Consider the following 20,689-nt stretch of genomic DNA (forward strand, 5'->3'; position numbering starts at 1 on the left):
CCCGGCCGCCCCGCGATCCGGAACGGAACTGAACGTGAGTCAAAACATCCTTCGGGTGCCGAGGTGGCGCGACGAACCGGCGCGAGGGCAGGCCGCGCCGGCAGGAGCCCGGCGGCTGGTCGTGCTGTGCGACGCCGCCGAGGCGGACGTCGCCGCCCTGCGCCGGCACCTGCCCGGCGTGTCCCTCGCGCAGGCCGACAGCCGCGACGACGGGCCCGCCGCGGCCTACGAGCACGCGGCGACCCTGCTCCTCGGCGAGCTCCAGCGGCTGCTGAACCAGCCGGCGGACAGCCCCTGCCACGTCCAGGTCGTCTGCCGGGAAGGCCCCGCCGGCCACGCCGGCCTGCTCGGCATGCTGCGCACCGCCGCGCTGGAGGACCCCGCCCTGCACGGCCAGCTGATCGAGTTCGCGCAGTGGCCGCCGGCCGGGGAACTCGCCGAGGTGCTGCGCACGGAGGCCGGGCAGCCGCAGGACCACCTGCGCTACACCGGCGGGCGACGCCAGGTCCGCGTCTGGGACGCCGTCCCGCCGCCGGCGCAGGCCGCGCCGGTGTGGAAGGACGACGGCGTCTACCTGATCAGCGGGGGAGCGGGCGGCACCGGACGCCTGATCGCCGCGGACATCGCACGGCACGCCCCCGGTGCCCGGGTGGTGCTGTGCGGGCGCTCCGCGGAGGCCGGGACCGTTCCGGGAAGCTCGTACCGGCAAGTGGACGTCACCGACCGCGCGGCGGTGGCCGGGCTGGTCGGCGACATCGTGCGCACCCACGGCCGGCTGGACGGCGTCGTCCACGCGGCCGGCCTGATCAGCGACGACTACGTGATCCGCAAGTTCCACCAGGACGCCCAGCGGGTCCTGGCGCCGAAGGCCGCCGGGCTGGTCAACCTCGACGAGGCCACGCGCGACCTGCCGCTGGACTTCCTCGTCGCGTTCTCCTCCGGCGCCGGCACGCTGGGCAACGCCGGGCAGGCCGACTACGCCGCCGCCAACGGCTTCCTCGACGCCTACCTGACCCGCCGCGCCGCCCTGGCCGCCGCGGGGGAGCGCCACGGCCGGAGCGTGTCGATCGGATGGCCGCTGTGGCGGGACGGCGGGATGAGCGTCCCCGCGGAGGAACTGCCCGCCCTCACCGCCCGGTTCGGCCGCCCCCTGGAGACCGCCACCGCGCTGCGCGCGCTGCACGGTGCGCTCGCGCTCGGCACACCGCACCTGATGGTCATGGACGGAGAGAACGACGCGAACGGACAGAACGATACGGGCGGACAGAACGACGCTGACCGGCAGAGCGACGTGGAGGGGGAGCACTACGTGGAAGAGGAGCGCCGCGGGGAGGACGAGCACCGCGGGCAAGAGGACGCGGCGCACACGGCGGAGCTGCGCGCACGAGTGCTGCCCCTGCTGAAGGAACTGGTCGCGGAAACCCTGCGGCTGGACGTCGCCCGGCTGGACGCCGCCGCGCCGCTCGACAGCTTCGGCATCGACTCGCTGGCCGTCACCCGGCTCAACCGCCGCTTCGCCCAGTGGTTCGGCGCCCTGCCCAAGACCGTGCTCTACCAGTACCCGACGCTGCAGGAGCTGGCCGGCCACCTGGCCGACCGGCACCCGGACGGCTGCCTCCGCTGGCTCGGCGACACCCCGGCCCCCGCCCGGGACCGGGCGCCGGCCGCATCCCCGGCACCCGCCCTCCCCGCCGCCCGGACGACGCCCCGGCCGCGCCCGGCCGGCGTCGGCGAGCCCATCGCCGTCATCGGCCTGAGCGGCCGCTACCCCGACGCGCCGACCCCGGAAGCGTTCTGGGCCAACCTGCGCGCAGGCCGCGAGAGTGTCCGCGAGGTCCCTGCCGAGCGCTGGTCGATGGACGGCTTCTACGAGCCGGACCCGCAGCGCGCCGTGCAGCAGGGCGCCAGCTACAGCAAGTGGGGCGCGTTCCTGGACGACTTCGCCCGCTTCGACGCCGCGTTCTTCGGAATCGCCCCGCGCGACGCCGCCGACATGGACCCCCAGGAACGGCTCTTCGTCGAGAGCGCGTGGTCGGTGCTGGAGGACGCCGGTTACACGCGGCAGCGCCTCGCCGAGCAGCACGGCTCCCGCGTCGGCGTCTTCGCCGGGATCACCAAGACCGGCTTCGACCGGCACCGGCCGCCGGCGGCGTACGGCATGCCTCCCGCCCCGCGCACCTCCTTCGCCTCCCTGGCCAACCGGGTGTCCTACCTGCTGGACCTGCGCGGCCCGAGCATGCCCATCGACACCATGTGCTCGGCGTCGCTCACCGCGATCCACGAGGCCTGCGAGCACCTGCGCCACGGTGCCTGCGAACTGGCCATCGCCGGTGGTGTGAACCTCTACCTGCACCCCTCGTCCTACGTCGAGCTGTGCCGCTCCCGGATGCTCGCCACCGACGGTCACTGCCGCAGCTTCGGCGCGGGCGGCGACGGCTTCCTGCCCGGTGAGGGCGTCGGCACGGTGCTCCTCAAGCCGCTGTCGAAGGCCGAGGCCGACGGCGACCCGATCCACGCGGTGATCCTCGGCTCCGCCATCAACCACGGCGGGCGCACCAACGGCTACACGGTGCCCAACCCCCGTGCGCAGGCGGCCCTGATCCGCGAGGCGCTCGACCGGGCCGGGCTCACCCCGGGCGACATCGGCTACATCGAGGCCCACGGCACCGGCACCCGGCTCGGCGACCCCGTCGAGATCGACGGCCTCACCGAGGCCTTCGCCCCCGGCACGGGCACCCGCACGGAGGCCGGGACAGCGGCCGGAGCGGACGGCGTCCCCGCGTCCGGTCCGTGCGCCCTCGGCTCGGTCAAGTCGAACATCGGGCACCTCGAAGCGGCCGCCGGCATCGCCGGCCTGACCAAGGTGATCCTGCAGCTGCGCCACGGCGAGCTCGCCCCCACCCTGCACGCCGAACGGCCCAACCCCGACATCGACTTCGGCGCCACCCCGTTCGCCCTGCAGACCTCCGCGGCCCCCTGGCCGCGGCCCGCGAACGGCGGACCCCGTACGGCCGGGATCTCCTCGTTCGGCGCGGGCGGCTCCAACGCCCACGTGATCGTCGCCGAATACCGGGGCGCCCGTACCGCACAGGCTGCCCCCGCCGCCCCCGCCCGGCCCGTCCTGCTGCCCCTGTCCGCCCGCACCGCCGAGGACCTCCGCGCACGGGCCGCGCAACTGGCCGCCCACCTCGGCACCGGCGTCCCCGTCGACCTGCCGGCCGTCGCCGCCACCCTGCAGACCGGCCGCGAGGCCATGGACGAGCGCGTCTGCTTCGTCGCGAGCACGCCCGGCGAATGGCTGGACCAGCTCCGCCGCTTCCTCGCCGACCCCGAGGGCGAGGGCCCGTGGCGCCGCGGCCGCGTCAAGGCCACCCGGGAGACGCTGGCCGCGCTGGCGGAGAAGGCCGAGCTGCGCGAACTCGTCGCCCAGTGGATCGCGGGCGGCGACCGCAGCGCACTGGCCGCGTTCTGGGTCAAGGGCATGCCCGTGGACTGGTCCCACCTGCACTCCGGCGCGGCGACGCCCGCCCGCGTGCACCTGCCCGCCTACCCCTTCGCGGGCCCGCGCTACTGGTTCGGCCCCGCGGGGACCGAGCAGCCCCCGCTGCCGGCCGCCGCGCCGCAGCCCGAGCCCGCCGCGGCCGGAGCGCAGGACGTCGAGCGCGTCCTGCTCGACGCCCTCGGCGAGGCCCTGCAGATGCCGGTCGCGGAGATCGAGCGCCGCCGCCCGTTCGCGGACTACGGCCTGGACTCCATCCTCGGCGTGAACCTCGTCCACACCCTCAACACCGCGCTCGGCACCCGGTTGGAGACCACCGACCTCTTCGACCACGGCACCGTCGAGCGCCTGCACACCTTCATCACCGGTACGTACGGCGACACCCTGCGCGCCCCGGCACCTCCCGCCTCTCCTGCACCTCCGGCAGCAGCGGCCTTCCCGGCACCCTCCGCACCGGCAGCGCCCCCGGAGGACGACGCGGTCGCCGTGGTCGGCCTGGCCGCGCGCTACGCCGGAGCCGAGGACCCGCAGGCCCTGTGGGACCACCTGATGGCCGGCGACGACCTGGTCGAGCCGGTGACGCGCTGGGAGCTCGGCCCGGACGTCACCTGCCGGTCCGGCAGCTTCGTCCGCGGCATCGACCGCTTCGACCCGGTGTTCTTCGCCATCTCCGGCGTCGAGGCCACGTACATGGACCCGCAGCAGCGCATCTTCCTGGAGCAGTGCTGGAACGCCCTGGAGGACGCCGGCTACACCGGCGAGCGGCTGCGCAACCGCAACTGCGGCGTGTACGTCGGCTGCTACGCCGGGGACTACTACGACCGGCTGGACGCGCAGCCCCCGGCGCAGGCGCTGTGGGGAACCATGGGCTCGGTCGTGGCCTCCCGCATCGCCTACCACCTCGACCTCACGGGCCCGGCCCTGACCACGGACACCTCCTGCTCCAGTTCGCTGGTCTCCCTGCACCTGGCCTGCCGCGACCTGCGCTCCGGTGCCGCGGACATGGCCATCGCGGGCGGCGTGTTCATCCAGACCACCCCGCGGCTGTACGAGGCCGCCGGCCGCGCGGGCATGCTCTCCGCCACCGGCCGCTGCCACAGCTTCGACTCCCGCGCCGACGGCTTCGTGCCGGGCGAGGGCGCGGGCGCCGTCGTCCTCAAGCGGCTCGCCGACGCCCGCCGCGACGGCGACCACATCTACGGCGTCGTCCGCGGCTCGGGCATCAACCAGGACGGCACCACCAACGGCATCACCGCCCCCAGCGCCGCCTCGCAGGAACGGCTCCTGCGCGACGTCCACACCCGGAGCGGCATCGCACCGGGCGGCATCCAGCTCGTCGAGGCCCACGGCACGGGCACGCAGCTGGGCGACCCGATCGAGTTCCGTGCCCTCACCCGTGCGTTCGACGGCGCCCCGGCCGGCAGCGCGGTCCTGGGATCGGTCAAGACCAACCTGGGGCACACGCAGTTCGCCGCGGGCATCGCGGGCGTCATCAAGGCGCTGCTGGCCCTGGAACACCGGCAGATCCCGCCGTCCCTGCACTTCCGCGAGGCCAACCGGGCCGTCGCGCTCGACGGCAGCCCCTTCACCGTCACCACCGCGCCGCAGCCCTGGGCCGAGCCCGCGCACGGCCCGCGCCGGGCCGCCGTCAGCTCCTTCGGGGCCAGCGGCACCAACGCGCACGTGGTGCTGGAGGAGCACCCGGCGCCCCCGGCCGCCGACCCGGGCGGGGAGTACGCGTTCCTGCTGTCGGCCCGCACGCCGGCCGCGCTCCGCGCCGTAGCCGAACGGCTCCTCGCCCGCATCGACCGCGCACCCGGCCTCCCCGCGGGCGCCGTCGCCTACAGCCTGGCCGCGGGCCGCAGCCACTTCGCCCACCGGCTGGCCGTCGTCGCCACCGACCTGCGGACCCTCGCCGCCCGCCTGCGCGCCTGGCTCGCCGGCACCGCCGGCGACACCGTGCTCCAGGGCGAGACGGCCGGGGAGCCGCGGCCCGCGGGCGGCGACCGCGCATGGACGCCGGCCGCACTCGCCGAGGCCTACGTGCGCGGCGACGCCGACCGGTTCACGGAGAGCTTCGCGCCCGCCGTACGCCGCCAGGTGCCGCTGCCGACGTACCCGTTCGAGCGGCAGCGCTACTGGATCGACGCGGCGGACACCACGGACACCACGGACGCCGCGGACACCTCCGCCCAGGCGGCCGCCGCGGACCGGTCCGCGTACCGGATCCGGTTCGACGGCGAGGAGTTCTTCCTGGCCGACCACCACGTCAACGGCCGGGCCGTGCTCCCCGGCGTGTTCTCGCTGGAGGCCGCGCACCGCGCCGTGACCGGCACGTCCTTCGCCCCCGCCGGCCTGCGCGACATCGTCTGGCCCGAGCCCTTCCCCGTCGGGAGCGCCGGAGCCGAGCTGCGCGTCGACCTCGACGGCGACGCCTTCCGCGTCCTGCGCGACGGCACCGCCGTCCACGCCCGGGGCCGCGTCGCCGAACCCGCGCCGGCCGCGCCCGCACCGCTCGACGCCCTGCGCGCCCGCATGGGGCGGCGCACCCTGTCGCGGCAGCAGTGCCGGGCCGCCCTCGACGCCGTCGGCATCCGCCACGGCGACCGCCTGCGCGCCATCGACTCCCTGGCCGTCGGCGACGGCGAGGTCCTGGCACGGCTCGTCCTGCCCGCCGGCGCCCCCGCCGGCGGATACGCCCTGCACCCGGCGATGCTCGACAGCGCCGTCCAGGCCGTCGTCGGCCTCTACGGCGACGCCACCGGCACGCTCACCGAGCAACCGGGCGCCCCCGCCCTGCCCTTCGCCCTGGACGCCGCCGACGTCCTCGCCCCCACCACCACCCGCATGTGGGCCCACCTGCGCCACACCGAGGGCTACGCCCCCTCGCCCGACCGGGACGTGACCAAAGTGGACATCGACCTCTACGACGACGACGGACGCCCCAGCGTGAGCCTGCGCGGCTACGCCTTCCGCCGCATGACCGCCGCGGCCGGCGCGACTGGTGAGACCTCCCATGAGGCTCCCCGGGCGACGCTCCTGGCACCCGTCTGGGACGCCCTCCCCGCCGCGGACACCCCGCGTCCGCCCGTACCGCAGGGCCGTGTCGTCCTCGTGGGCGGCAGCGCCGAGGAGCAGGCCGGGCTGCGCCGCCACCACCCCGACGCCATCGTTCTGGACGCCACCGTCCTGGACCCGGCCGTGCCCGGCGACCCGGCCGGCTCGCTCGCCGCGCAACTGGCCGGCGCCGGACACGTCGTCTGGCTCGCCCCGGCCGGTCACGGCGACCCGGACGACACCCGGTCCCACGGCGCGTACGCCGTCTTCCGCCTGGTCAAGGCGCTCCTGGCCGGCGGCGCGGACTCCCGCGAGCAGGCCCTGACCCTCGTCACCCGGCAGGCGCGCCTGCTGCCCGGTGACACCACCGCCGACCCGGCCCACGCCGGAGTCCACGGCCTCGCCGGCACGCTGGCCAAGGAGTACCCGCACTGGCGCATCCGCGTCGCCGACATCGAGGCGGACGCCCCCGTGCCGTGGACGGAGCTCTTCGCGCTCCCCGCCGACCCCCGCGGCGAGACCCTGGCCCGCCGGCACGGCGAGTGGTACCGCCAGCGCCTGCTGGAGGTGCCCGAGCCGGGCACCGCGGCCGCCCCGCCCGCACCGGGCGGCGTGATCGTGGCCATCGGCGGCGCCGGCGGCATCGGCACCGTGTGGACGGAGCACATGATGCGCCGTCACGGAGCCCGGGTCGTGTGGATCGGCCGCCGCCCGCTGGACGCCGCCATCACCGCACGACAGGACGCCCTCGCGGCCCACGGCCCGAGGCCCGGCTACGTCCGGGCCGACGCCACCGACCGCGACGCCCTGCGCCGCGCCCGCGACGAGATCGTCCGCGAGTACGGACCCGTGCGCGGCGTCGTCCACACCGCGATCGTGCTCGGCGACCGGACCCTCGCCCGCATGGACGAGGACGCCTTCCGCACCACCTACGCCGCCAAGGCCGACGTGGCCGTGAACCTCGCCGACGCCTTCGCCGGCCAGCCGCTGGACTTCGTCGCCTTCTTCTCCTCCATGCAGGCCTTCTTCAAGGCCCCCGGCCAGGCCAACTACGCCGCCGGCTGCACCTTCGCCGACGCCTACGCCGAGCACCTGTCCACCCGGCTCGGCTGCCCCGTGAAGGTCATGAACTGGGGCTACTGGGCCGGCGTCGGCATCGTCACCGCCGACGACTACCGGCAGCGCATGGCCCGGCTGGGCCTGGGCTCGATCGAACCGGCCGAGGGAATGGCGGCGTTCGACGCGCTGCTGGCCTCCCCCCACCCCCAGCTCGCCCTGCTCAAGGCCACCGACACCCGGAGCATCGACGGCCTCTACGGCGACGACGCCCTCACCCGCCTGCCCGCCGCCGCCCCGTCGCTGATCAGCGCACTGCGCGACGCCCGGCCCGACCGGAGCGCCGCGACCCGGCGGCTGCGCGAGCAGGCCGGCGGTCACGCCGGCTCCATGCAGGACGCCCTCGTCCGCATCACCTGGGCACTGCTGCAGTCCCTCGGGCTGTTCCGCGACGACCGCGCCGCCACCGCCGCCGAGTGGCGGGCCGCCGGCGGCATCGAGGACCGCTACGAGCGCTGGACGGAGCACACCCTCACCGTCCTGGCCGAGGCCGGCCACCTGCGCCGCGAGGGCGAGGACCGGTACGCGGCCCGCGACACCCGGGTCGTCCCCCTCGCCGACGCCTGGGTGGACTGGGACCGGGCCCGGCAACCCTGGTCGGCCGACCCGGCGAAGCGCCCCCAGGCGAACCTCGTCGACACGACCCTGCGCTCCCTGCCCGCCATCCTCACCGGCCGCCGCCCGGCCACCGACGTGATGTTCCCGAACGCCTCGCTCGAACTGGTCGAGGGCGTCTACAAGAACAACCCGGTCGCCGACTGGTTCAACGAGGTCCTCGCCGACCACCTCGTCGCCTACGTCGAACGCCGCCTGGCGCACGACCCGTCCGCGAAGCTGCGCATCCTGGAGATCGGCGCGGGCACCGGCGGCACCAGCGCCGGCCTCTTCCGCCGCCTGCAGCCGTGGGCCGCGCACATCGAGCAGTACAGCTACACCGACATCTCCAAGGCGTTCCTGCTGCACGCCCGCCGCGAGTACGGCGCCGTCGCGCCGTACCTCGACCCCCGGCTGTTCAACGCCGAGAAGCCGCTCGCCGGCCAGCAGGTGGAACCCGGCTCGTACGACGTCGTGATCGCCACCAACGTGCTGCACGCCACCCGCAACATCCGCACCACCCTCCGCAACGCCAAGGCCGCGGCGCGGGCGAACGGCCTGCTCCTGCTCAACGAGCTCAGCGACAACATCCTCTTCAGCCACCTCACCTTCGGCCTGCTGGACGGCTGGTGGCTCTACGACGACCCGGCGCCGCGCATCGCGGGCTCGCCCGGCCTGGCGCCGGACAGCTGGCGGCGGGTCCTCGCCGAGGTCGGCTTCCGCGGCGCGTTCGTCGCCGCCGAGGGCGCCGACGACCTCGGCCAGCAGGTGATCGTCGCCGAGAGCGACGGCGAGGTCCGCCAGCCGCGCCCGGACGGCGCCTCCGCCTTCCGCGGAACCCTTCCGGAGGCCTCTTCCGGCGACCTTCCCGAGGACTCTGCCGAGGCGCGGTCCGCGGCCCGGTCCGGGGCCCGGTCCGCGGACGCGACGCCGGAGCCGCCCGCCCGGGGCACCGGCGGCGGCGACCGCGAGGAGCGCCTGCGCCAGCTGGCCCGCGACCACTTCCGCGCCCTGGTCGCGGACACCCTCCAGCTGCCGGTGCACGACATCAAGCCCGACGTGACGTTCGACCGCTACGGCATCGACTCCATCCTCGTCGTCCAGCTGACGGAAGCGGTCCGCAAGGGGCTGGACAACGTCGGCAGCACGCTCTTCTTCGAGGTGCGGACGATCGACGGCCTGGTCGGACACTTCCTCCGCACCCAGCCCGACGCCCTCGCGGCCCTCGTCGGCCTGAACGACGAGACGGACGAGACGGACGAGGCGAACGATGCTGAGGAGATGAAGGGGGCTGAGGAGACGGACGCTCCCGCGTCCGTCGCAGCACACCACGCCCGCCGTACCGAGGGGACGGACGGGGGAATGGCCATCGCCGTCGTCGGCATGGCGGGCCGCTACCCCGGCGCACCCGACCTGGACACCTTCTGGGACAACCTGCTCGCCGGCCGGGACAGCATCACCGAGATCCCGGGTGAGCGCTGGGACCACAGCCGCTACTTCGACCCGCGCCGCGGCGTGCCCGGCCGGACCTACAGCAAGTGGGGCGGCTTCCTCGACGGGATCGACGAGTTCGACCCGCTGTTCTTCGGCATCTCGCCGAAGGCGGCGTCCACCATGGACCCGCAGGAGCGGCTGTTCCTGCAGTGCGCCCACGCCACGCTCGAGGACGCCGGTTACACGCGGGACGCCCTGCGCGCCGCGGCCCGCGCCCGGGCCGGCGAGGACGCCGGTGACATCGGGGTGTTCGTGGGGGCGATGTACTCCGAGTACCAGCTCCACGGCGCCGAGTACAGCGTGCGCGGCGAGCCGGTCGTCGTGCCCGGCAGCCTGGCCTCCATCGCCAACCGCGTCTCGTACTGGTTCGACGCGAGCGGCCCCAGCGTCACCGTCGACACGATGTGCGCCTCGGCGCTGTCCGCGATCCACCTCGCCTGCGCCGCCATCGAGCGCGGGGAGTGCGGCGCGGCCGTGGCCGGCGGAGTCAACCTGTCGGTGCACCCCGGCAAGTACTTGATGATCGGCGAGGGGCAGTTCGCCTCCAGCGACGGCCGCTGCCGCAGCTTCGGCGAGGGCGGCGACGGCTACGTGCCCGGCGAGGGCGTCGGCGCGGTGCTGCTGCGGCCACTCGCGGACGCCGTCGCCGACGGCGACCGCGTCCTCGGCGTGATCCGCGGCAGCGCCGTCAACCACGGCGGCCGCACTCACGGCTTCACCGTGCCGAACCCGCTCGCGCAGGCGGCCGTCATCCGCAGCGCCTGGCGCCGGTCCGGCGTGGACCCGCGGGACATCGGCTGCATCGAGGCGCACGGCACCGGCACCGCCCTGGGCGACCCCATCGAGATCGCCGGGCTGAAGGCGGCCTTCGCCGAGTTCACCGATGCGCGGAACTTCTGCGCCATCGGCTCGGCCAAGTCCAACATCGGCCACCTGGAGTCGGCCGCCGGCATCGCGGGCCTCGCCAAGCTGCTGCTGCAGATGCGGCACGGCACGCTCGCGCCGACCCTCCACGCCGAACGCACCAACCCCGAGATCGACTTCGCCGACAGCCCGTTCGTCCTGCAGCGCGAGGCCGCGCCCTGGCCGCGGACCGGGGGCCGGCCCCGCCTCGGCGGCGTCTCCTCGTTCGGCGCCGGCGGCACCAACGCCCACCTCCTGGTCGAGGAATACGCCGAGGAGTACGCCGAGGAGCGCGCGGAAGGGCACGGCACCCGCCGGGCGGCCGCGCACCGCGGCGAGCCCGTGGTCGTGGTGCTGTCCGCCTTCGACGAGGAGCGCCTGCGCGAGTCCGCGGGACGGCTGCGCGACGCGCTGCGCTCCGGCGGGTGGAGCGGCGAGGACCTGGGCGACATCGCCTACACGCTGCAGGTCGGCCGCGAGGCGATGGCCGCGCGGTTCGCAGTCGTGGTGAGCGGCCTGCCCGCCCTGCTCGACGCGCTCGACGCCTGTGCGCGCGGCGCCGCGCTGCCCGGCGGCGCGTACCTGAACGCCGGCGGCGCCCGGGGCGGCGCCGTCAACGGCTTCGTCGCGGACGAGGACTTCCAGGAGACCGTCGTGCGCTGGGTCCGGAACGGGAAGCAGGCGCTGCTGGCCGAGGCCTGGACCAGTGGCCTTCCCGTGGACTGGGCCCGCGTCCACGCCGACGGGCCGAAGCCGCGCAAGGTCGGCCTGCCCACCTATCCGTTCGCCCGGGAGCGGTACTGGTTCACCGACGGGCTCCCCGAGCTCCCCGGGCTCCCCGGGCCGGCTGCGGGGCCGGGGCCGCTGGGCGCGCCGCGGCCCGCGGAGCCCGAGACCGCCGCACCACGCCCCGCCGAGGAGCCTGCTTCCGCAATGACCACCACTGCCCAGGCCGTACCTGCGGGCACGGCCGCGCTTGAGCAAACCGCCCCCGCAGAGGCCGTACCCGCGGAACCCGCGTCCGTACAGGCCCAGCCCGTACAGGCCCAGCCCGTACAGCCCGAGTCCGTACCCGCCGGGCCCGTGCAGACCGCGCCCCCGCGGCAGCCGAGCCCGCACGAGCTCCCCGCCGGTGACCTCACCCTGCACCCCGTCTGGGAGCCGGCGCGGCTGCTGCGCGGCAGCCCCTACCCGTCCGAGACGTCCCGCGTGGTGGCGATCGGCCTGGAGCCCGGCGACTTCGCGGCGCTCAGCGCCCGCTATCCGCACGCCGTGGAGCTGACGACCGACGCGTCGTCCGCCGAAGAGGCACGCGAGGCACTCGCCGCGGCGGGCCCGTTCGACCACCTGGTCATGTACTTCCCGACCGCCACGGCCGGCGATGCCGGCGCCCGGCAGCGGATCGCCGCGCAGCGCACGGCCGTCCGCCGGATGTTCCGCGTCCTCAAGGCCCTGCCCGCACTCGGCCTGGACGAGCAGCGGCTGGGGCTCACCCTCCTGACGCGCGGCGCGTTCGCCCCCGGCGGCGGCGCGTGCGCCGACCCGGCCCAGGCGAGCCTGCACGGCCTGATCGGGGGCCTGGCCAAGGAACAGCCGCACTGGCGCATCAGGGCGGTCGACCTGGCGGACGGCGAACCGTTCGTCGCCGAAGAGGTCTTCGCCCTCCCCGCCGACCGCCGCGCCCACCCCCTCGCGCGCCGCGGCGGCCAGTGGCTGCGCCGGCAGCTCCTGCCCGTGGACCCCGGCCCGCTGCCGGACCGGCCCGTCCTGCGTCGCGGAGGCGTGTACGTCCTCATCGGCGGCGCGGGCGACCTCGGCGTGCTGCTCAGCGAGTACCTCGTGCGCGAGTACGACGCGCACGTGGTCTGGGTCGGACGCCGCCCCGAGGACACGGCCGTACGGGACCGGGCGGCGCGGGCCGCCGCCGGGGGCGGACGCGCCCCGGTGTACGTGTCCGCCGACGCCTCGGACCCGGCCGCACTCGCCCGGATGCGGGACGAGGTCCTCGCCCGGTACGGCCGCATCGACGGCCTGGTGCACCTGGCGATGGTGTTCAGCCACACCCCGCTGGCCCGCATGAGCGAGGGCGAGCTGGAGGCCACGCTGGCGGCCAAGACCGATCCGTGCGTGCACTTCGCCGACGTCTTCGGCGGTGACTCCGCCGGCCGGGCCCCGGGCTTCGTCCTGCTCATATCCTCCCTGGTGAGCTTCATCCGCAACCCCTACCAGGCCCACTACTCGGCCGCCTGCGCCTTCGAGGACGCCCAGGCCCCCGCCCTGAGCAGGGCGCTGAACCGCCCCGTCAAGGTCGTCAACTGGGGCTACTGGGGCAACGTCCCCGACGAACTGCTGCGCGAGGTCACCGCGATGGGGCTCGCCCCGATCGAGCCCGCCACGGCGATGGGCGCCCTGGAGCGCCTCCTGGCGGGCCCCCTCGACCAGATCGGCTTCATGCGGCTCGGACGGCCCCTGCCCGTCGAGGGGGTGCTGACCGGCGAGACCCTCACCGCGCACCCGCACGGCCCGGCGGCCCGCGACGGCGCCGCGGCCGTGGCCCTGCCCGCCGCCCTGGCCGACCACCACGCGGGCCCCGTGCCCGCCGAGATCGACGCGGCCCTGCTCCGCAGGCTCGCCGCGGAGCTGCGCCGCACGGGCCTGGCCGAACCGCGCCACGGCCTCGGCGACTGGAAGGCGGGCCACGGCGTCGACGCCCGGTTCGACGGCTGGCTCGCCGCCACCCTGCGCGCCCTCACCGACCACGGCCTGATCGACGGCCAGGGGCGGTGGAGCAGCCACAGCCCGGCCGCCGAGGACGCCGATGCCTGCCGCGCCGCGTGGGAGCGGGACGCGGCGCGCTGGGCCGCCGCCAACCCCGACCTGCGCGCACCGCTGCAGCTCCTGGACCGCACCCTGCCCGCGTGGCCCGGCATCCTGCGCGGCCAAGTCCCCGCCACCGACGTGCTCTTCCCCCAGGGATCCTTCTCCCTCGTGGAAGGCGTGTACCGCGACAACCGCGTCGCCGCGCACTTCAACGCGGTGCTCGCCGAACACGTCGCCGCCTTCCTGCGCGCCCGCAAGGACGCCGACCCGGGCGCCCGGCTGCGGGTGCTGGAGATCGGCGCGGGGACCGGCGGAACCACCGGCCCCGTCCTCGACCGTCTGGCCCGCGCCGGCCTGGACCTGGCCGAGTACTGCTACACGGACCTGTCACAGGCCTTCCTGCAGCACGCCCAGGACACGTTCGGGCCGCGCCGCGACCACCTCACGTACCGGATCTTCGACGCGGCCCGGCCCCCGCACCTCCAAGGGCTCGACACCGGCGCGTTCGACGTCGTCATCGCGGCCAACGTCCTGCACGCCACCGACAACATCCGCCCCGCCCTGCGGCATGCCAAGGCACTGCTGCGCGGCAACGGCCTGCTGGCCCTCAACGAGATCAGCGGCTTCTACCTGATTAACCACCTCACGTTCGGCCTCCTCGACGGCTGGTGGCTCTACGACGACGCCGAGCTGCGCGCACCGGGCAGCCCCGCGCTCTCACCGGAGAGCTGGCAGCGCGTCCTGGAGCAGGAGGGCTTCACCGGCGTCGGCCACCCGGCCGCGGACGCCCTGGCGCTCGGCCAGCAGGTCGTGGTGGCCCACAGCGACGGCCTCGCCCGCAGCCCGCGCACGCTGCCCGGGGCTCCGGCAGCCGGCGCACCCGCCCCGGCCACGACCCCTGCCCCTGCCTCCGCCCCTGCCCCTGTTAAGGCCCCTGCCCCGGCTCCGGCGCCCGCTCCCGTCGCGGCCGCGACCGTGGCGGACATCGTGCTCGCAGCGCTCTCCGAAGCCCTGCGCATGCCCGCCGAACGGATCCGCCCGGACCAGGCGTTCGCCGACTACGGCCTCGACTCCATCGTCGGCGCCCGCTTCGTCCAGCGGCTCAACGAAGAGCTGCAGCTCGACCTGCTCACGACCGTCATCTTCGACTACCGCAGCGTCGAGCAGCTCGCCGCGCACATCAGCGACGGCCACCGGCCCGTACTGCCCGCTCCCGAGGCACCGGCCGCACCGGCCGCACCGGCCCCCCTGGCCGCACCCGCGCCCGCCCCCGTGGCAGCAGCCGCAGCGGCGAGCGCTCCGCACGCGGGAGAGCGCGAGCCGATCGCCATCGTCGGCATCAGCGGCCGGTTCGCCGGCTCGGACGACGTCGACGCCCTGTGGGAGCACCTCGCCGCGGGCGACGACCTGGTCGGCCCCGTCGAGCGGTGGGACCTGTCCGGCTACGGCGAGGACGAACTCTCCTGCCGCGCGGGCAGCTTCATCGACGGCATCGACCGGTTCGACGCCCGCTTCTTCAACCTCACGGGCCTCGAAGCGACCTACACCGACCCGCAGCAGCGACTGTTCCTCGAACAGGCCTGGACCGCCATCGAGGACGCCGGCTACTCGGGCGCCTCGCTGGGCGGCCGCCGCTGCGGCGTCTACGTCGGCTGCACCGGCGGGGACTACCCGCAGTGGTTCGACGGCGCACCGCCCGCCCAGGCGGCCTGGGGCAACGCTCCCTCCGTCGTACCGGCGCGCATCGCCTACCACCTCAACCTCCAGGGACCGGCCGTCGCGGTGGACACGGCCTGCTCCAGCTCGCTGGTCGCCGTCCACCTCGCCTGCCAGAGCCTCTGGAGCGGCGAGACCGAACTGGCCCTCGCGGGCGGCGTCAGCATCCAGACCACGCCGGACACCTACCTGGCGGCCGACCGGGGCGGAATGCTGTCCCCCACGGGCCGCTGCCACACCTTCGACGCCGCGGCCGACGGCTTCGTCCCGGGCGAAGGCCTGGGCGTGGTGGTGCTCCGCCGCCTCTCCGACGCGCTCGCCGACGGCGACCACATCCACGCGGTCATCCGCGGCTCGGCCGTCAACCAGGACGGGGCGACCAACGGCATCACCGCCCCCAGCGCCCTGTCCCAGGAGCGGCTCATCCGCCGGGTCCACGAGGAGTTCGGCATCGACCCCGCCGAGATCGGCATGGTCGAGGCGCACGGTACCGGCACCCAGCTCGGCGACCCCATCGAGTGCCAGGCGCTGACCGCCGCGTTCGCCGGCGCCGGCCCCGAGGGCTCCTGCGCGCTCGGTTCGATCAAGACGAACCTCGGGCACACCACCTCCGCCGCGGGCGTGGCCGGCCTCCTCAAGACCGTGCTCTCCCTGCGCCACGGGCAGATCCCGCCGTCGCTGCACCACCACCGCACCAACCCCGCCGTCCGCCTCGCCGGCAGCCCGTTCCATGTGAACACGCAGCTGCGGCCGTGGCAGCCCAACAGCGACGGCAGGAGGGTCGCGGCCGTGAGCGCCTTCGGCTTCAGCGGCACCAACGGCCACGTGGTCGTGGCCGACGCTCCGGCCCGTCCCGAGCGCCGCCCCGGCGCCGGTGCCCGCCTGTTCGTCCTGTCCGCCCAGCAGCCGCAGGCGCTGCGCCGGCGCGCCGAGGACCTGCTGGCGTACCTGCGCCGGACGCCCGGCGCCGTCCTCGGCGACGTCAGCTACACGCTGGCGGCCGGCCGCGACCACTTCGCCCACCGCGCCGCCTTCGCCGCCGACGACCACGTCACGCTCATGCGCCGCATCGAGAGCTGGCTGGCGGACGGGACGAGCGACACCGGCGTCCCGAGCGGTGACACCGCGCTGGACGACGCCGCGACCCGGTACCTCGACGGCGCCGCCGTGGACTTCGCGCCGCTGTTCTCCGGCCTCGACGTGCGCCGGACACCGCTGCCGACGTACCCCTTCCAGCGCAAGAGCTACTGGGCCGGCGCAGAGGCCCCCGTCCGGCAGCACCGCCCCGCCCCGGCGGCCGGACCGGTGCCGGTCACCGAGCCCCGCCGCGCGCCGCACGCCCCGGCCCCGGCTCCGGCTCCCTCCCCGGCTCCGGACCCGTCGGCCCTGCGCTTCCTCGTCGGCGACCGCCTGCTCGCCGAGCTGTCCCGCGTCCTGATGATGGAGCCCGGCGAGATCGACCCCCAGGCGTCGTTCTCCGACTTCGGCGTGGACTCCATCCTCAGCGTGAAGCTCGTCGACGCGGTCAACAGCACCCTGGGCGTCGGTCTGTCGAGCACCGCCCTCTTCGAACACAGCTCGCTCGACCGCCTGACGGACCACCTGGTCGCCCAGTACGGCACGCAGCTGCAGGAGTCCGGCGCCCTGGGCGAACCGCACCAGGAGCAGGAGCAGGAGCAGGAGCAGGTACCGCACCGGGAAACCGCTCCCGCCCCGGCCCCGCAAGAAGCCCCGGCGCGCCCCTCGGCCCCCGCGGCACCGGCCGGCGAACCGGCCGACGACGGCATCGCGGTGATCGGCATCGCCGCCCGCTTCGCGCAGTCGCCCGACGCCGCGGCCCTGTGGCAGCACCTCGCCGCCGGCGACGACCTGGTCGGCGACGTGACCCGCTGGGACATGGCCGAGGAGCTGGGGGCCGGCGCCCCGCGCCAGTACGGCAGCTTCGTCGACGACATCGAGCGCTTCGACGCCTGGTTCTTCCGCATGTCCGGCAAGGAAGCCACCGTCACCGACCCCCAGCAGCGCATCTTCCTGGAGGAGTGCTGGCACGCCCTGGAGGACGCCGGCTACGTCGGCGAACGCCTCGACGGCCGCGGCTGCGGCGTCTACGTCGGCGGCTCGCCCAGCGACTACCAGCAGCTGATCGGCGACGACGCCCCGCCGCAGACCCTGTGGGGCAACATCTCCTCGGTCATCGCCTCGCGGATCTCCTACTTCCTCGACCTGCAGGGCCCCGCCCTGTCGGTGGACTCCGCCTGCTCCAGCTCGCTGGTGGCCATCCACCAGGCCTGCCAGGACCTCCGCCAGGGCAACACCTCGATGGCGCTGGCGGGCGGCGTGTTCATCCAGTCCACGCCGATCTTCTACCGGTCCGCCCTGCGCGCGAACATGCTCTCCGAGCGCGGCCGCTGCCACACCTTCGACTCCCGCGCCGACGGCTTCGTGCCCGGCGAGGGCGCCGGCGTCGTCGTCCTCAAGAGGCTGGCCGACGCCCTGCGCGACGGCGACCAGGTCTACGGCGTGATCCGCGCCTCGGGCATGAACCAGGACGGCACCACCAACGGCCTCACCGCCCCCAGCGCCGGATCGCAGGAACGCCTGCTGCGCAGCGTCCACGAACGCGCCGGCGTCGACCCGGCGGACATCCAGCTGATCGAGGCGCACGGCACCGGCACCCCGCTGGGCGACCCCATCGAGTTCGAGGCGCTGCGCGCCGCGTTCGACGGCGCGCCCGAGGGCGGCTGCGCCCTCGGATCGGTCAAGACCAACCTGGGCCACACCCAGTACGCCGCGGGCGTGGCCGGCGTCCTCAAGGTGCTCCTCGCACTCCGGCACGCACAGCTCCCGCCGTCGCTGCACTTCAGCCGCAGCAATCCGGCCATCACCCTGGAGGGCAGTCCGTTCTACGTCAACACCGAACTGCGCCCGTGGCCCGCACCCGCCACCGGCCCGCGCCGCGCCGGCGTCAGCTCCTTCGGCGCCTCCGGCACCAACGCCCACGCCCTGATCGAAGAAGCCCCCGCCCGGGACGACGACGGGCACACGGCCCGTACGAGCCGGCTCGTCGTCCTCTCCGGACAGGACGACGCCACCCGCCGCGCCCAGGCCGAGCGCCTGCTGGACCACGCCCTCGCCCACGAGGACCTGGACCTCGGCAACGTGGCCTACACCCTGGCCACCGGCCGCCGGCACTGCAGCCACCGCTGGGCCTGCGTGGTCCGCGACCGCGAGGAGCTCATCGCCACCCTGCGGACGTGGCTGCGCGACGGCAGCGCCGCGAACGCGGCCACCGGCGAGGCGACGGAAGGACACCGCCGCCACGACCCCGCCGTGCGCACGCGCATCGACCGGCTGATGGCCGGACCGGGCAGCCACGACGCCCTCACCGAGCTGGCCGGGCTCTACGCACAGGGCCACGACCTGCGCTTCGCCCCGCTGTTCGCCGGCGGCCGCTTCCGGATCGTCTCCCTCCCGCCCTACCCCTTCACCGGCGAGCGCTACTGGATCGGATCGCGCGCACCCCGCACGCCCCTCCCGGCCCCGGCCCCGCTTCCGTCCCCGGTGCGTTCGCCGCTGGAAGGCCGCAGGAACGGCGGGGAACCCGGAACGGTGCGCTTCGCCGTCGAGCTGACGGGCGACGAGTTCTTCCTCGACGACCACCGCGTGCGGAACGTGCCGGTGCTCCCCGGCGTGGCCTACCTTGAACTGGCCTGCGAGGCCGCCCGGGCCGAAGGCATCGCCCCCACCGGCCTCCGGCTGCGCAACGTCGTCTGGTCCCGCCCCGCCCGGATCACCGGCCCGACCACCGTCGGGACCCTCCTGACACCGCGCCAGGGCGGCGGCTTCACTTACGAGATCACCACGGCCGGCGAAGACGGCCGGCCCGTGATGCACGGCCAGGGACGCATCGAGCCGTGCGAGAGCCCCGCGCCCGCGCGCCTGGACGTCACCGCCCTGCGCGCCCGGTGCGACGTCCGCACCCTCGGCCACGAGGACTGCTACCGGCTCTTCACCCGCATGGGCATCGGCTACGGCCCCGCCCTGCGGGGCGTGCAGCAGCTCGCCGTCGGCACCGGCCTCGCCGTCGCCCGCCTGAGCCTGCCCCCGGCCGCAGCGGACGGCAGCCCCTGGACCCTGCACCCGTCGATGCTGGACGCCGCCGTCCAGGCCACCCTGGGCCTGTCCCTGGCCGACGGCACCGGCTCCGTCGCGGCCGCGCTCCCGTTCGTCGTCGAAGAGGTGCAGATCCTCGCCCCGAGCCCCGCGAGCGGATGGGCCGTCGTACGGCCCTCGGCGGACGACCGCGGCGGCGCCGTACGCCGCACGGACATCGAACTCTGCGACGACGACGGCGGCGTGTGCGTACGCCTCCTCGGGTTCAGCGCCCGCGTGCTGTCCCCGGACGACACCCCGTCGCAGGAGCCGCCGTCCCTGACCCTCATGCACGCCGGCCGGCGCCCCGCCGGACCCGTCCGGCAGCCGCGGCCGCTGGTGCGGCACGAGGTCCTGCTCGGCGGACTCGACGGCATCGACCCCGGAAAGGTCCGGGCGGAGCTCGGCGTGCCCTGCACCGCCCTGCCCGCCGGGGACGACGACCCGGCCCTGCGCTACACCCGCCACACCGAGGCGGTCCTGGAGCGGCTGCGCACGGCCGTGCCCGAGACCTCCCGCGGCCCCGTCCTGGTGCAGGTGGTCGTCCCCGGTGACGGCGAGGGCAGGCTCCTCACCGGCCTGAGCGGCCTGCTGCGCACGGCCCGCATGGAACACCCCAGGCTGCTGACCCAGCTCATCGAGGTGGCGGCGCCCGTCGACGCCGTGACCCTGTCAGACCGGCTGCGGGACGAGGCGCAGAGCCTCGACGACGTGGTCGTGCAGTACGCCGGCGGGCAACGCCGCGTGCCGCAGTGGACCGCCGTCGAGGACGCCCCCCGGGTGAGCCCCTGGAAGGCCGGCGGCGTGTACCTCCTCACCGGGGGAGCCGGCGGTCTCGGCGCGCTCTTCGCCCGCGACATCGCACGCCAGGCACCCGGCGCCGCCCTCGTCCTGTGCGGACGCTCGCCGGAAGGCCCCGCCCAGCGCGAACTGCTGCGCGCCCTGGGCGACTCCGGGGCCCGCGCGACGTACCGCCAGGTGGACGTCGGCAGGCGCGACGCCGTCGTCGCGTGCGTCGACGCCGTCGTCGCCGGGCACGGCCGCCTGGACGGCGTCGTCCACGCGGCGGGCGTGGCACGCGACGGCTACCTGGCCACCAAGAGCGCCGGCGACGTGCGCGACGTGCTCGCCGCCAAGGTCGCCGGCCTCGTCCACCTCGACGAGGCCACCGCCGGCCTCGCCCTGGACTGCTTCATCGGCTTCTCCTCGCTGTCGGCCTTCGGCAACCAGGGCCAGGGCGACTACGCGGCGGCCAACGCCTTCATGGACGCCTACGCCCTCCGGCGCCACGAGCTGGCGGCCCGCGGCGAGCGCCACGGCCGGACGCTCGTGATCGGC

At 75.5% G+C, this 20,689-nt stretch carries 1 protein-coding gene (running past one end of the window); it reads left to right on the forward strand.

The window, feature by feature from the left end; all coding sequences use genetic code 11:
* Positions 1-55 precede the first annotated feature (55 nt).
* Positions 56-20,689 carry the 5' portion of an SDR family NAD(P)-dependent oxidoreductase gene (locus ACFZCD_RS02190; RefSeq protein WP_391826934.1) on the forward strand. The gene runs 3,828 nt beyond the window's last position, so the window shows 20,634 of its 24,462 coding nt (coding positions 1-20,634); the start codon lies at positions 56-58; its stop codon lies off the right edge, out of view.

The sequence above is a fragment of the Streptomyces sp. NPDC008001 genome (genome assembly GCF_042958085.1).
GTDB lineage: Bacteria > Actinomycetota > Actinomycetes > Streptomycetales > Streptomycetaceae > Streptomyces.